The organism is Amycolatopsis thailandensis (genome assembly GCF_042723255.1).
Classification (GTDB): domain Bacteria; phylum Actinomycetota; class Actinomycetes; order Mycobacteriales; family Pseudonocardiaceae; genus Amycolatopsis; species Amycolatopsis thailandensis.
Genome location: NZ_JBHXJK010000179.1, coordinates 1 through 13,812 on the forward strand (window position 1 = coordinate 1; position 13,812 = coordinate 13,812).

Here is a 13,812-nt window from a genome sequence, read left to right on the forward strand (position 1 = left end):
TCCTTGCGCCTGGCGCAAGGAAGGGGGCCTTCATGTACTTGGGCCTTCACCGTTGGATTTCAGAGCAGACCGCGACCCCGTTTGTTCACAACGGACATTCTTCCCAGCTCCACGCCCGTTTCGGGCACTTTGCGTGGGGTCGTGAGTGGTAAGTGACGTTCCTCCACACTCGGGCCCTGCTTCGTCTCGACGGTGGGTGAAGCCGGTGCTGGGGGCCGGTGCGGTCGACGGGGGAAGATTTCGGCCGTTGAGCGTCCGGAATCTTCCCCCGTCACCTCGTCTGCCACCAATGCGCCCGGCGTCCTTGGCGACGATGTAGGAATTGGGACGTTCAACGTCCCAATTCCTACATCGTCGCGCCCGGCAACCGCGGAACCACCACTCACGCCCAGTTCAGGCGTGGGTAGGTAAACACCGGTCCGCTCTAACCCGAAACGCCACTCACGACCACCTGGACCGACCTGCACGTGAGTGGTGTCGGGGATCGCTCCGGTTCGGCGGCCAAAGCGTTTCAGGGGACTCAGTTCGCAGTGTCGCGAAAGCCACTTTCGCAACCTTCAGCGTTGCGAAAGTGGCTTTCACAACCTCCCTGACCAGCGGAGAGGCGACTTTGCCGAGACCCTGGCGCTGGACGCAAGGAAGGGGGCCTTCATGTACCCAAGTGGGGCAAGCGTCAGCCGCGGGTCTTCCACTCCCGCGCGATCATCCGCATGAGTGCCGGATAGATGATCGTGTACCGGAACGGCTTGATGAATCCCATGTACGCCCGGCCGAACACACCGTTGGGTTTGACCAGCACCGCCATCTGGCCGCGATACCCGCCCTGACCGTCCTCGACCCACGCGATGTGCAGGACGCCGTGCATGGTCCGGTTCGCCATCTCGGCGGCGAATTCGTCGTCGAGCCGGTAGAGCGGGGTGAACGGGAGCCAGTCCTCGTCCGGCCCCGTCGGCGTGCCACGCAAGTCGTCGGGCAGCCGGTCGCGAAGCGATCCCACCCGGGCGTCGAGGCCGGAACTCCGCTCGTCCAGTCCGAGCAATCCGCCGAGCTTCCAGCGCAGCGCCCACAACGCCCGGACCGGGAGCGGTGCCTCGTCGGGGAAGTTCCCCGACGAGAACTGCTTCACCAGCTTGTCGAAATCGTCGGGTCCGCCGGGCGTGTCCAGCGCCCAGACGTCCTCGAGGTCGAAGTCCCCGGCGATTTCGTGGATCCGCCAGGAACGCGTGGTGTGGGCCGTGTCCGCGAGTTTCATGCCGACACCAGCTGGACGATCTCGCGCGGGCGGACCTCGCGGTCGTCGAAGGCGACGTCCACGTCCGCGGAGCCAAGGGCCTGCATCGATGCGGCCTGCGCCGCCGCGGATTCCCAGCGCGCGATCGACACCACGGCGTCACCCGCGGCGGTGACCCAGCATTCCGCGCCGAGACAGCCCGGAGTGGAGCTCAGCACGCCGGCGACTCGCCGCACTCGTGCGACGAATTCGTCGTGATGGTCGGCGTGCGGGTAGTGCGTTGCCACGAATCCGACAGTCATGTCGTTGGTTCCTCCCAGTGAACTCCGCCATCTATACGGTAGCGTATATATCGTCTTCGTGGTGCCGGAGTGACGGGAGATACGGTGATCGCATGGCCGCAGAAACCCGGACCCCGCCGAGCGCCTGGATCGACGCGGGACTGCTCGCCCTGGCCGCCGGAGGGCCCGGCGCCGTCCGTGTCGAGGCGCTCGCGAAAGCGTTGGGTGTCACCAAAGGCGGCTTCTACGGTCATTTCGCCGACCGGGGCGCGCTGCTCGACGGAATGCTCGCAACCTGGGAGCGGATGAGCACCGAGTTGATGTTCGAGACCGTCGAGCGGGAGGGCGGGGACGCCAGGGCGAAGATCCGGCGTGCCGGGTTGCTCGCGGGCGACCGCGTGTTGCCGATCGACCTCGCGATCCGGGACTGGGCCCGGCGTGACTCCGAGGTGGCCGAACGGCTCCGGCGGGTCGACAACCGGCGGATGGACTATCTGCGTTCGCTCATGCGCGAGATCTTCACCGACGAAGACGAGGTCGAAGCCCGCTGCCTGCTCGCGTTCTCGCTGCTGATCGGCAAGCACTTCATGGCCGCCGATCACGGCGGACGCAGCCGGGACGAGGTCACCGAACTGGCCGGGAGCCTGATTCTCGGTGGCGTCTCCGGTCATGACGGCTGACGCGGGCCACCGGCTCCTCGCCTTCCTGCGCGAGCTTCGGGAAACCGCCGCGTGGGCGGTCGAGGTCGCCGGGCCGAGGTGGCAGCTCAGCGGAGCGATCTGGAAGGCCGCCGTGGACGTCGAACCGCGGCGCTGGCTCGGGTTGGCCTTCGAGGCGCTGGACCCCGTGACGGGCAAGCGCGCCACCTACGACATCGACACCGATCTGTACGACCTGTCGCAGGACAAGCAGCGCGAGTTCGCGGAGGAGATCGAACGCGACATCATCGAATTCCTCGACAACCTGAGGAAAGGAGTCGTCCTGCGCGGGAACGTCGGAGCGAAGTTCGTGCTTGTCTTCCCGCTGGACGGCTCCTATGTTCGCGTCGTCCAAGGTCGCTTCCTGGGCAGCGCGACCACTCGCCCCAGTCTTGCCGCGGCTCAGGCCGGTGGCGACTACGTCCCGGTCGAGTGACGCGCTAGTCGTCGTCCTCTTCGGGCGCCGTCGGGACCTGCTTGCGCGCGACGTAGACGAGCAGCCCGATGATCACCACGGGGCCGACGAAGATGAGGATTTCGTCCCAGCCGCCCTGGTGCATCATCATCACCCGCGCCGCGATGGTCATGAGCCGGAGACCAGCGCGATCCCGAGCGCGGTGTAGCCGATCATCAGCGCCAGCATGGGGTACTGGCCCACCTTGACGTAGTTCGCGCGCAGCACGCCGACGGAACGATCATGTGCCGAGGTTACGGCCAGCACGTGCCCGACGACGATTCCGGCGATCTGCACCAGCGCGATCACCCCGGTCGAGACGACCGTGTAGTCGATCGCGCGGCCGAAGCCCTGCTGCCCGGAGAACACGGCGAACGAGAAGTAGTGCGCGACGGTGTAGCCGACCATGATCGGGATCAGCGACGGCGCGAACGCGGGATACGGGTCGAACCCTCGCCGTAGATACGGCCTGGTCAGGCTGATGGCGCCCGCGTAGGCGCCGTAAGTGAGCGCGACGCAGGCCGCGAGCCCGGCGGTGCCGCCGAGGACGCCGGCGTCCAGCGACGTCCAGAAGGGGAGCCGGGTCAGGCCGTCGAACGCCGTCGAACCGAGCACGACCAGGACCAGTGCGGTCAGCCACGGCGCGGGGGAGATGGTGAGCAAGCCGTCCAGTGGATTCCGGACGACCAGACGCCCGTCGCCGCGCCTGCCGAAGGGGGAGAGGGCCGCGATCAGGCGGGCGTAGACCTCGAAAGCGTCGCCGCGATCGAACCAGCGCGGACCGAAGACCACCCCGAGCGCAATGTGTATAACGGCATACACGGCGCAGAACAGGGCGATCGCTTTCGGCGAGTCCGAGTGCGGGTAGACCAGTTCCAGCCAAAGAAACGCCAAGAGGCCGAAGATCGCGGGCAGGTAGCCCAGCCGGTCCGGAAGCTCGCGGTGCCGGAAGGGGATCAGCGACGCGACCGTCCTCAGTGGATTCAGTCGTCGCCAGACCGGGCCGAACAGCAGTGAAAGCGGGACCAGGCCGACCCAGAACCAGACGTAGAACCACGCCGGAGCGGGATTGTCGGCCGAATCGGCGGGGCCGGCCCACGCCATCACGAGGAAGCCCGCGAACAACGCCACGCCGACCACGCGTGACGCGACCCGTGAGAACGCGCCGTCGATGAACCGTTCGAGGCCGAGGGGGAGTGCGCGGCCGGCGTCGGCGCCGCGGAGTCTGGGTTCCTTCCAAAGCGCGGTGAGCGCGAAGAACGAGACCACGACGGCCGCCGCTGCCGCGTAGAGCGCGAGCCACAGCGGGACCGGCAGATCGGACCGGCCGCCGAGACCGTGCGCCAGGATCATCCGCCGACCCGGAGCTTGGTCACCGCCGCGCCGCTCTTGTGCAGTTCCACCTCGAAGATCCCGTCGATGTTCGCGGTGAACGAAACCGTCCCCGGAACCCCGGGTGCCAGCTGAGCGGCCTTGTCGTAACCGTGGACGTGCAGTTCGTCCGCCTGATCGGAGGTGACCTCCAGTGCGACGTTCTCGCCGGTGCGCACCGCGACCTCCTCCGGGCCCGCCGTGCGCTTGCCCTCGGCGATCGAGAACTTCACCGTCTTGGTGCCGGTGCCCGGGGCGGGTTCGGACCCGCTCGTTCCCGAGCAGCCGGCCACGGCCAGCAGTGCCGCCACGGTGATCCCGCAGATCCTCCGCATCGAGGTCCTTTCAAGTCGTACGCCCCGGCTTGCCTGGCCGAGGCCGTGCCCCTATCGTGTTACCCCAAGGTAACAGTTACTCAGGTTAGCAGGAAGGCGAACAACGGTGTTCATGGCTCAGGAGAGCCCGCCTGCCGGCGGTGCGCAATTCGGGCAGATCGTCATCGCGGGCCTGATGTTCACCGCGGTCTTCCTGCCCCTGGCCGTCTTCGTCCTCCGCGAGCGCGCGGGGAAGCGGACCGTCGTCGGCCGCGTCGCCGACTGGATGGGCGACTTGAGCGGCTTGCCGCGTTGGGCGGCACTGCCGATGTTCGTCGCCTTCCTGTCCGGGATGTCGGCGCTGATCGGCGTCTACTGGGACGTCCCGATCCACATGGAGCTCGGCCGCGACGAAGGCCCGCTGGCGAACCCGTCGCACTACCCGATCTACTTCGGACTGATGGGCATCTTCGCCAGCGGCGTGCTCAGCGCGACCCTGGCGACCAAGGACCTGCCCAAGCGGACGTTCAAGATCGGCCCGCACTGGAAGGCGCCGATGGGCTCCATCCAGATGATGGCGACCGGTCTGGTCGGCATCGCCGGGTTCCCGCTCGACGACGTCTGGCACCGGCTGTTCGGCCAGGACGTCACCGAATGGGGACCGACCCACGTCCTGATGATCGGTGGCGGCGTCTGTGTCGTGCTGGGTCTCCAGCTGCTGCTCGGCGAGGCGCGTCAGGTCGGCGCGACCGGACCGATCGTGCGCCTGCTCGGCCCGGTGCTCGCCGGTGCCTGGATGATGGGCGCGTCGGCGTTCCTCATGGAGTTCGACCTCGGCGTCCCGCAGTTCCCGATGCTGTCCCAGGTCGTGCTCGTCGGCCTGATCGGCGCCTGGACGCTGACCTATGGACGACTGTCCTGGGGGCCGGGTGGCGCGCTGATCGTCGTCGCCGTCTTCCTGGTCACTCGCGCGTCCTTCACCGTCCTCCCGCTGTTCGCCGACCTGCACGTGGCATCGCTGCTGCCGTACATCGCCGAGGCGGTGATCATCGAGGTTGTCGCGCTCGCGATGCGCAACCGGCAGGGCTACACCTTCGCCGCCGTCGCCGGTCTGCTCGTGGGGACGGCCGGGATGCTCACCGAGGCGGCGTTCACCCAGTGGCTGATGCCGAACCCGTGGCCGACCGCCCATCTGCCGTTGTTCGTCCTGTTCGGGACCGGTGCGGCACTCGCGGGCGCGTTCATCGGCGTCTGGCAGTACCAGCGAGTGGAGGAGACGGCGACGCTGGTGCCCGCGGCCGGTCCCCGGCACGTGGTCGGGCTCGTCGGCGCGCTGGGCGCGGTCGTCCTGATGTCGGCGGTGGCCGTCCCGCAGGATCCGGAAGCGGACTTCACCGCGGACGTCCGGCTGACCGAGGCCGCGGCCGGGCAGCCGATCTCGAACCCGCACGGCGGCGGCACGCCCCGGTGGGTCGACGCGACCGTCACGATCTCGCGGCCCGATCTGGCCGACGACTCCGTCTGGCTCAACGGCTTCGCCTGGCAAGGCGGCGACTTCTTCACCGCGCCGCTGGAGAAGATCGGCGACGGTGTGTACCGCACTGTCGAGCCGCTGCCGGTGTTCGGCCAGTGGAAGACCGGGATCCGCGTGCACGTCCCGAATCGGATGATGGGGCTCGCCCCGATCTACGCGCCCGCCGACCCCGCCGCGAACGCCCCGGCGATCGAAGCGTCGTCCGGTTCGCGGCCGTTCATGTCCGAGATCGAGTTCCTCCAGCGGGAACGGAAGTCGGAGACGCCCGCCGTGCTGTGGACGATCGCGTACGCCACCGTCGGGTTGATCTTCGCCGGCATGTGGGCGTTGTTCGCGTGGCTGTACGCGGGTGCCGCCACCGCGCGACGGCGTGAGGTCTCCGTCGGCTGACGCCCGCGTTTCGTCCTCTGGATGCGGTGCTTGCACACGCAACTACCGCATCCGGAGGACGAAACGCTTTGCTCCCACTTCGTCGCACGTATCGATTGAGCATCATCGCGCGCAAGCCTTTTGCAAGCAGGCTTCCCTTGAATACCCAGGACACCGCACGTGTCGCCGGTTCGCGCGCCGAAACGGTGACTCAGTGCGACGTCAATGAAGCGTAAAGTAGCTGTTGACCACGCGACGGCATCCGCTGTGCACGATCGGTATTGGCGAGTCATTGCGCGGTTACCGCGACATGTGGTTACTTTTCCGCCTCGGGGGTTGGGACACAGCGAATTTCGATGGGGTGGTCTTCGTGCGCACAGAGCGTTTTCCGAAGCGACGGCGCGGTCTTCGCGTGGTCGCGGTCCTCGCCGCTTCGGCGGTCGCGACGGTGCCGTTCGTGCCCGCCGCGGCGGCGCAGCAACAGGGCAAGGTCCTCCGGGTGGCGCTCACGACCGGGATCGACCACCTGAACCCCTTCACCGCCCAGCTGTCGGCGGCGACGCAGGTCGGCCGGTTCAACTACGAGTTCCTGACCCTGCCCTCGGCCGAGGACACCCAGCCCACGGGCGGCGTGGCCGAGTCGTGGACGACGTCGGACGACAAGCTCACCTGGACCTTCACCATCCGCCAGGGGATGAAGTGGTCCGACGGCAAGCCGGTCACCGCGCAGGATCCCGCGTACACCTTTCAGCGGATGCTCGACGACGAGAACGCCCGCACCGCGAACGGCAGCTACGTCAGCAACTTCGCGTCGGTGTCGGCGCCGGACGACAAGACGCTCGTCATCAAGACCAAGGCACCGCAGTCGAGCATGACCTCGCTCGACGTCCCGATCGTTCCCAAGCACATCTGGGAGCCGATCAAGGACCTCAACGCCCCCTCGACCGACGAGATGGCCGTCGTCGGAGTCGGCAGCGGGCCGTACCTGCTGACCGAGTACAAGAAGAACGAGTTCGTGAAGTTCAAGGCGAACAAGGACTACTGGCGCGGCGCGCCCAAGGTCGACGAACTCCAGCTGCTCCAGTTCAAGGACGCCGAGGCGGCGGTGAACGCGCTGAAGCAGGGCGAGGTCGACGTCATCAACCGGCTCACGCCGACGCAGTTCGACGCGCTCAAGGGCGAGAAGAACATCACCACGAACAAGGCCCCCGGCCGCCGGTACAACGAGCTCATCATCAACTTCGGCGTCAAGAACGTGGTCGACCAGCCGATCGGTGACGGAAACCCGATCCTGAAGGACGTCCGCGTCCGCAAGGCGATCGCGCAGGCCATCGACACCAAGTCCATCGTGGACAAGGTCATGAACGGCTACGGCCAGCCCGGGACCGGTGTCGTGCCGGCGATCTACAAGACCTACAACTGGACCCCGTCCGACGCCGAGAAGACGAAGTTCGACATCGCGGCCGCGAACGCCACCCTCGACCAGGCGGGCTACGCCAAGGGAGCGGACGGCATCCGCGTCGCCCCCGGCGGCGCGAAGCTGGAGTTCCGCCTCGCCGGTCACGCGAACCGGCCGTTCGACCAGCGCACCGTCCAGTTCGTCAGCGGCTGGCTCAAGGACATCGGCATCGGCGTCAAGCAGGAGCTCGTCTCCGACGACGAGGTGGACGACCGCACCACCGCGGGCAACTACGACCTAGCGATCTCCGGCTACGGCACTTCGCCCGACCCGGACTACGCGCTGAGCCTGAACACCTGCGCCGGCCGCCCGAACGCCCAGGGCAACGGCGGCAGCTCGGCGACGTTCTTCTGCGACCCGCGCTACGAAGACCTGTACAAGAAGCAGCTGACCGAGTTCGACCCGGCCAAGCGCGCCGAGATCGTCAAGCAGGCCCAGGCGATCCTGGCGGGGGAGTACGTCGACGTCGTCCTGGACTACGACAACGTGCTCGAGGCCTACCGTTCGGACAAGTTCTCCTCGTTCACCAAACAGCCGCAGCCCGACGGCGCGATCCTCGAGCAGTCCGGCTACTGGGGCGTCTACGGCGCCACTCCGGCCGACGCGGCCGCGGCGAGCTCGGAGGACGGCGGAAGCAACACCGGACTGTGGATCGGCATCGGCGCGGTCGTGCTCGTGGTGCTCGTCGGCGGCGGCGTGCTGCTCGGGCGGCGCGGCAAGTCGGCCGACGACCGGGAGTAAAGGACAGCGTTGACCGAAGCACTCAGTTCCCTCGATCAGCCCTCGGCGCTCGTCGACCCCGACGAGCGCCGGGGCGGGACCGGCACCGCCCGGTTCGTCCTCACCAAGATCGGCGAGGCGGTGGCCAGCCTCGTCCTGGTGGTCGTCCTCGGCTTCTTCCTGTTCCGGATGCTGCCCGGCGACCCGGTCCGGACCATGGTCCGCGACCGGCCGACCGACGCGAAGATGATGGCGGAACTGCGCGAGCAGATGGGCGTGGACAAGCCCCTGCTGGTGCAGTTCTGGGACTACATCACCGGTCTGCTGACCGGTGACATGGGCCAGTCCTACATCCTGCGGCAGCCGGTCGCCGGCCTGATCGGGGAACGGCTGTGGCCGACCATCCTGCTCGTCGGCAGCGCGACGGTGCTCGCGATCCTGCTCGGTCTGTGGCTCGGCATCCGCGCCGCTTGGCGTCGCAACAGCTCCTTCGACCGCGTCCAGACCGGGATCGCGCTCACGCTGTGGTCGGTGCCGCAGTTCTGGCTGGGGCTCATCCTGCTGGTCGCCACGAACGGGCTCTTCCCCAGCCGCGGCATGCACTCCCCGGACGTCGAGCCGGGGTTCTTCTCCGAAGGCCTCGACGTCCTGCACCACCTGGTGCTGCCCTGTCTGACCCTGCTCGTGGTCTTCTACGCCCAGTACATGCTCGTGATGCGGTCGTCGCTCATCGGGGAGATGAACTCCGATTACCTCACCACCGCGCGGGCGAAGGGGTTGCGGGACGACCTGGTCCGGCGCAAGCACGCGGTGCCCAACGCCCTTCTGCCGACCGTCACGCTCATCTTCATCCAGTTCGGCATGGTGGTGTCCGGTGCGGTCTCGGTGGAGGCCGTGTTCAGCTGGCCCGGCCTCGGCCAGCTGCTCTACACGTCGCTCCAGGGGCCGGATCTTCCTCTCCTGCAAGGAGTATTCGTGGTTCTGGCCGGTGCGGTCGTGGTGATGAACCTGTTCGCGGAACTGCTCTACCGCGTACTCGACCCGAGGGTGCGGACGGCATGACCGCCACGGACAAGCCGAGCACGATCGCCTGGCGCCGTCGCCGGGCGGCGGTGGCGAAACACTGGCGCGAGTTCGCGGCCAACAAGGCCGGGCTGACCGGCTTGATCTTCCTCGGTGTCATCACCGTGCTGGCGATCCTGGCGCCGGTCCTGACCGACGAGTCCGGGCTCGACGTCACCAAGGTCACCGGTGGTCCGCTGGAGCCCCCGAGCGGGGAGTTCTGGCTCGGCACCGACATCGACGGCCGGTCCGTCCTCCTGATGACGTACTGGGGCGCGAGGATCTCCCTGCTCGTCGGATTCTCCGCCGCGTTCCTCTCGGTGCTGATCGGCACGATCATCGGGATCGCGGCCGCGCATTTCGGCGGCTGGCTCTCCAGCCTGCTGCTGCGGTTCACCGACTTCTTCCTGGTGCTGCCGTCGCTGGTGCTGGCCGTGGTCCTGGCGGCCGTCCTCGACCGGAACACGGCGACCGTCATCATCGCCATCGGGGTCACGGCGTGGCCGAGCACCGCGCGGCTGGTCCGGGCGCAGACCCTGACCATCGAGAGCAGGCCGTACATCGAGCGCTCGAAGGCGCTTGGCGGGGGACACCTGCACATCGTCGGGAAACACGTGCTGCCCGGCGTCATGCCGCTCGTGCTCGCCAACACCACTCTCGTGGTCGGCAACGCCGTCATCGCGGACGCCACGCTCGCCTTCCTGGGCGTCGGTGACCCGAACTCCATCTCCTGGGGCGCGATGTTGCAGAGCGCGCTGAACAACGGAGCCATCACCCGGGGCGCCTGGTGGAATCTGCTGCCGCCGGGTATCGCGATCGTCGTGATCGTGCTCGGTTTCACCCTCGTCGGACGTGCGCTGGAAACCGTGCTGAACCCGCGACTGAAGGGACAGCACTCATGAGCCCCTTGCTGGAACTGAAGAACCTCGGCGTCACCTACGCCACCGGCGGCGGCGAGGTCGCCGCCGTCCGGGGCGTCGACCTGGTGCTCGAACCCGGTGACACGCTCGGCGTGGCGGGGGAGTCGGGGTCGGGGAAGTCGACGGTCGCGATGAGCGTGCTGCGGCTGCTCCCGCGTTCGGCGAAGGTCACTGGCGAGATCCTGCTCGACGGCGAAGACGTCACGGCCATGAAATGGGGCAGGCTGCGCGCGGTGCGCTGGGCCGAGGCCTCGGTCGTTTTCCAGGGCGCGATGCACGCGCTCAACCCGGTCCGCAAGATCGGCGAGCAGATCGCCGAGCCGATCCGCCTGCACCCACCCGGTGGCAAGGCGCTGTCGGAGAGCGAGGTGCGGGCCAAGGTCGCGGAACTGCTCGAACAGGTCGACCTGCCGCCCGGTCGCGCCGGGGCGTACCCGCACGAGCTGTCCGGCGGGCAGAAGCAGCGCGTCATGATCGCGATGGCACTGGCCTGCTCGCCGCGGCTGATCATCGCTGACGAGCCGACGACCGCGCTCGACGTCGTCGTCCAGGCCCAGGTGCTCGACCTGCTGGGCAGGCTGGTCGCCGAACAGGGAATCGGGCTCATCATGATCAGCCACGACCTGTCGGTGCTCGCCGCGACCTGCCGCCGGATCGCGGTGATGTACGACGGCGAGATCGTCGAGGAACGGCCGAGCGCGGAACTGATGAGCGCGCCGCGCCACGAGCACAGCAAGGCGCTGGCGGCCGCTTTCCCGACCGTCGGCGACCCGGTGTCGCGGTTCGCGCCCGCCACGAGCACACCGCTGCCGCCGGAACCGGAACGCGACGGCGGGCGGCCCGCGCTGCTGGAGGCCGAGGACCTGCGCGTCAGTTTCCGCGACCGCGCCGGCAAACGCATCGACGCCGTCGCCGGAGTGAGCCTCAAGGTGCGCAAGGACGAGATCGTCGCCCTGGTCGGGCAGTCCGGTTCGGGCAAGACGACGCTCGCCCGAACGCTGCTCGGCCTGCAGAAACCCGATTCGGGCGCCGTCCGGTACGACGGCAAGCCGGTCCCGCTCGGCGGCGCCGGGCTCAAGGCGTACCGGCGTCAGGTGCAGTTGGTGCTGCAGGATCCGACCAGCGCGCTGAACCCGAACCACACGGTGTACGAGGCCGTCGCGGAAGGCCCCCGCATCCACGGACTGGGCGCGAACGAGCACGAGATCGTCACCAAGGCCCTCGAAGCGGCCGAACTGCGGCCCGCGGAGAAGTTCCTCGACCGGCTCCCGCACGAGCTGTCCGGCGGCCAGCGGCAGCGAGTGGTCATCGCGGGCGCGCTCGCACTGGACCCGGGCGTCCTCGTCGCCGACGAGCCGGTGGCGTCGCTCGACGCGTCGGTGCGGGGGGAGATCCTGGCGCTGCTGCTGCGTCTGCGGCGTGAGCTGGGTCTCGCCGGGCTCGTGATCACCCACGACCTCGGTCTGGCCTGGAACATCGCCGACAGGGTCGCCGTGATGTACCGCGGGGAGCTGGTGGAGGACGGCACCGTCGAAGAGGTCTTGTTGGACCCGAAGCACGACTACACGAAGTCGCTGCTCGCCGCGTTGCCCGGTGGTACCGCTCAGCGAGAGACGATCGACCGCTGAACGAAGGGAACCCCGCCCCCGACCCGGGAAGCACCCATTGCCGCGCACTCGCACAGGCGCGGTGTGTAACCTCCAATCTCGAAATGGCGACCACGACAGACACCCCGCAGACGCCCTCGTCCGGCTCGCTCGGCGAGCGGCTCCGGGTGCCTTCCCGGTTCCCGTACCGCACCATCGCGATGGGGACGATAGGCAGCACGCTGCTGATGCTGGCCGCGCTCGGCGCCGGCGGCATCCTCATCCGTGACCCGATCCTGGGGCACGGACCGTTGTCGTGGATCCGCTACGGCCATGGCCGCATGCTCGCCAACACGATGCTCTACACGGGCTTCGCGCTGATCATCTGGGCCTGGGTCCGGCTGGGCCGCTACGCGCTGGCCGGCCGGATCGGTAGCCGCCCGATCGTCATCGCCGCCGCGTGCTGGATGGCGCCGCTGCTGGTCTCGCCGCCGCTGTTCACCCGCGACGTCTTCTCGTACCTCGCTCAGGGCGCGCAGCTGCTGAACGGGCTCGACCCGTACGCCAACGGCCCGGCCGAACTGGACGTGCTGCCGGACGTGGTGCAGAACGTCCACCCGCTGTGGCAGACCACGCCCGCGCCGTACGGCCCGCTGTTCCTGCTGTTCGCGAAGTGGATCGTCGGGATCACCGGCAACGACATGATCGCCGGCGTCGTCGCGACCCGCCTGGTGCTGATGATCGGCCTGATCGGGATGCTGTGGTCGCTGCCGCGGCTGGTCAAGCACCTCGGCGGCAAGCTGCCGATCACCCTGTGGCTCGCCATCGCCAGCCCGATGACGGTGATCCACCTCGTCGGCGGACCGCACAACGACCTGCTGATGCTGGGCTTCCTCACCGTCGGCGTGCTGGCCGCGCTGGAGCGCAAGCACGTCGTCGCGATCGTCCTGGTCACCATCGGCATGCTGATCAAGCCCACCGCGGCCTGGGCGCTGCCGTTCCTGGTCTGGGTATGGGCGAACCACCTGCCCGGCGACCGGAAGGTGGTCAACTTCCTCCGCGCGGGCGCCGCGTCGGTGGGGATCTTCCTGCCGGTGTTCGTCGCGGGAACCTGGCTCTCGCTCGGCTCGGTCAACCTCGGCTGGCTGGGCGGTCTCAAGGCGCCGACGCTGATCGCGAACTGGATGAACTTCCCGACCGGGATCGGCGAGATCTTCTACTCGCTGGTGAACCTGGTGGTCGACGTCGAGGTCTCGCCGTTCGTCACGGTGTTCCGGGCGATCGCGATGGTCGGCCTGTTCGTCTTCGCCGGCTGGCAGTGGTGGCTGGCCCGTGACGGGGGATATCCGGCGATCCACCGGATGGCGATCGTCCTGCTGGCCGGCGCGATCGTGCCGCCGCCATCGCTGCCGTGGTACCTGACCTGGGGTTTCGTCGTTCTGTCCGCCTTCGAATGGCGTCGCCGGAACCTCGCGGTCGTCGTCGCGGTGTCGGTGTTCGTGACGCTGGTGTACTACCCGACGGGGGAGCAGGCGCTCTACGACTGGTGGTTCATGGCCGGCGTCGTCGCCGCGAGCGTGTACGCCGCCGCTTCGCTGCTGCGGCCGGATCCGCTGGGGATCATCGCCGCCTGGCGGGGGAAGCCGGTGGAACGGTTCCTGCCCACCGAGGCTCCTCGCTCCTGACGTCCGCTGGTCCAGGTCTCCTTGAGGGAATCAAAGTCCTTCAAGGAGACTTTTACCGACTTGGCTGGGCGGTATCCGAGAGCGTGGGGGATGTCCCCAATGTGGCGTTGGGGACACTGAGTGTCCCG

General features: G+C 68.2%; 13 protein-coding genes. 8 read left to right on the forward strand and 5 right to left on the reverse strand.

Annotated elements, in window-relative coordinates; all coding sequences use genetic code 11:
• Positions 1-673: 673 nt before the first annotated feature.
• Together ACFWMR_RS38940 and ACFWMR_RS38945 are read right to left on the reverse strand one after the other, a co-directional pair.
• Entirely contained in the window at positions 674-1,252 is a 579-nt protein-coding gene (locus tag ACFWMR_RS38940; protein WP_378382029.1) for a DUF2867 domain-containing protein, read from the reverse strand.
• Positions 1,249-1,533 carry an antibiotic biosynthesis monooxygenase family protein gene (locus tag ACFWMR_RS38945; protein WP_378382030.1) on the reverse strand — a complete coding sequence of 95 codons (285 nt, stop codon included), beginning with the start codon at positions 1,531-1,533 and terminating at the stop codon, positions 1,249-1,251. Before ACFWMR_RS38945 ends, ACFWMR_RS38940 begins: the two co-directional genes overlap by 4 nt.
• Before the next feature lie 92 nt (positions 1,534-1,625).
• Here ACFWMR_RS38945 and ACFWMR_RS38950 point away from each other — a divergent pair, with 92 nt between their 5' ends.
• A complete protein-coding gene (locus ACFWMR_RS38950; RefSeq protein WP_378382031.1) occupies positions 1,626-2,192 on the forward strand; it encodes a TetR/AcrR family transcriptional regulator in 567 nt (188 codons plus the stop codon).
• Entirely contained in the window at positions 2,182-2,646 is a 465-nt protein-coding gene (locus tag ACFWMR_RS38955; RefSeq protein ID WP_378382032.1) for a hypothetical protein, read from the forward strand. Before ACFWMR_RS38950 ends, ACFWMR_RS38955 begins: the two co-directional genes overlap by 11 nt.
• A gap of 4 nt (positions 2,647-2,650) precedes the next feature.
• Here the strand turns inward: ACFWMR_RS38955 and ACFWMR_RS38960 are convergent, their stop codons facing one another.
• The 3 genes from ACFWMR_RS38960 to ACFWMR_RS38970 are packed head-to-tail and all read right to left on the reverse strand — an operon-like array spanning position 2,651 to position 4,370.
• Positions 2,651-2,797, reverse strand: a complete 147-nt coding sequence (locus ACFWMR_RS38960) for a hypothetical protein (RefSeq protein WP_167406098.1) — start codon at positions 2,795-2,797, stop codon at positions 2,651-2,653.
• Positions 2,794-4,017 (reverse strand): hypothetical protein, encoded by a 1,224-nt coding sequence (locus ACFWMR_RS38965; protein ID WP_378382033.1) that lies wholly within the window; start codon positions 4,015-4,017, stop codon positions 2,794-2,796. Before ACFWMR_RS38965 ends, ACFWMR_RS38960 begins: the two co-directional genes overlap by 4 nt.
• Positions 4,014-4,370, reverse strand: a complete 357-nt coding sequence (locus tag ACFWMR_RS38970; RefSeq protein ID WP_093934073.1) for a hypothetical protein — start codon at positions 4,368-4,370, stop codon at positions 4,014-4,016. Before ACFWMR_RS38970 ends, ACFWMR_RS38965 begins: the two co-directional genes overlap by 4 nt.
• A gap of 112 nt (positions 4,371-4,482) precedes the next feature.
• Between ACFWMR_RS38970 and ACFWMR_RS38975 the strand changes: the two genes are divergently transcribed.
• From ACFWMR_RS38975 to mptB, 6 genes are all read left to right on the forward strand, one after another.
• A complete protein-coding gene (locus ACFWMR_RS38975) occupies positions 4,483-6,273 on the forward strand; it encodes a hypothetical protein (protein ID WP_378382034.1) in 1,791 nt (596 codons plus the stop codon).
• 391 nt (positions 6,274-6,664) lie between these two features.
• Complete coding sequence (locus ACFWMR_RS38980; RefSeq protein WP_378382038.1) at positions 6,665-8,452, forward strand: ABC transporter substrate-binding protein; 1,788 nt, start codon at positions 6,665-6,667, stop codon at positions 8,450-8,452.
• Between the two features lie 9 nt (positions 8,453-8,461).
• The gene (locus ACFWMR_RS38985) at positions 8,462-9,493 is read left to right on the forward strand and encodes an ABC transporter permease (RefSeq protein ID WP_093934070.1); all 1,032 of its coding nucleotides are present in this window, start codon (positions 8,462-8,464) and stop codon (positions 9,491-9,493) included.
• Positions 9,490-10,395 (forward strand): ABC transporter permease, encoded by a 906-nt coding sequence (locus tag ACFWMR_RS38990; protein ID WP_378382035.1) that lies wholly within the window; start codon positions 9,490-9,492, stop codon positions 10,393-10,395. Before ACFWMR_RS38985 ends, ACFWMR_RS38990 begins: the two co-directional genes overlap by 4 nt.
• Positions 10,392-12,041 carry a nickel ABC transporter ATP-binding protein NikE gene (nikE, locus tag ACFWMR_RS38995; RefSeq protein WP_378382036.1) on the forward strand — a complete coding sequence of 550 codons (1,650 nt, stop codon included), beginning with the start codon at positions 10,392-10,394 and terminating at the stop codon, positions 12,039-12,041. The genes ACFWMR_RS38990 and nikE overlap by 4 nt, the downstream gene beginning before the upstream one ends.
• Positions 12,042-12,124: 83 nt before the next feature.
• On the forward strand, positions 12,125-13,684 hold the full coding sequence (gene mptB, locus ACFWMR_RS39000) for a polyprenol phosphomannose-dependent alpha 1,6 mannosyltransferase MptB (protein ID WP_378382037.1): 1,560 nt from the start codon (positions 12,125-12,127) through the stop codon (positions 13,682-13,684).
• Positions 13,685-13,812 lie beyond the last annotated feature (128 nt).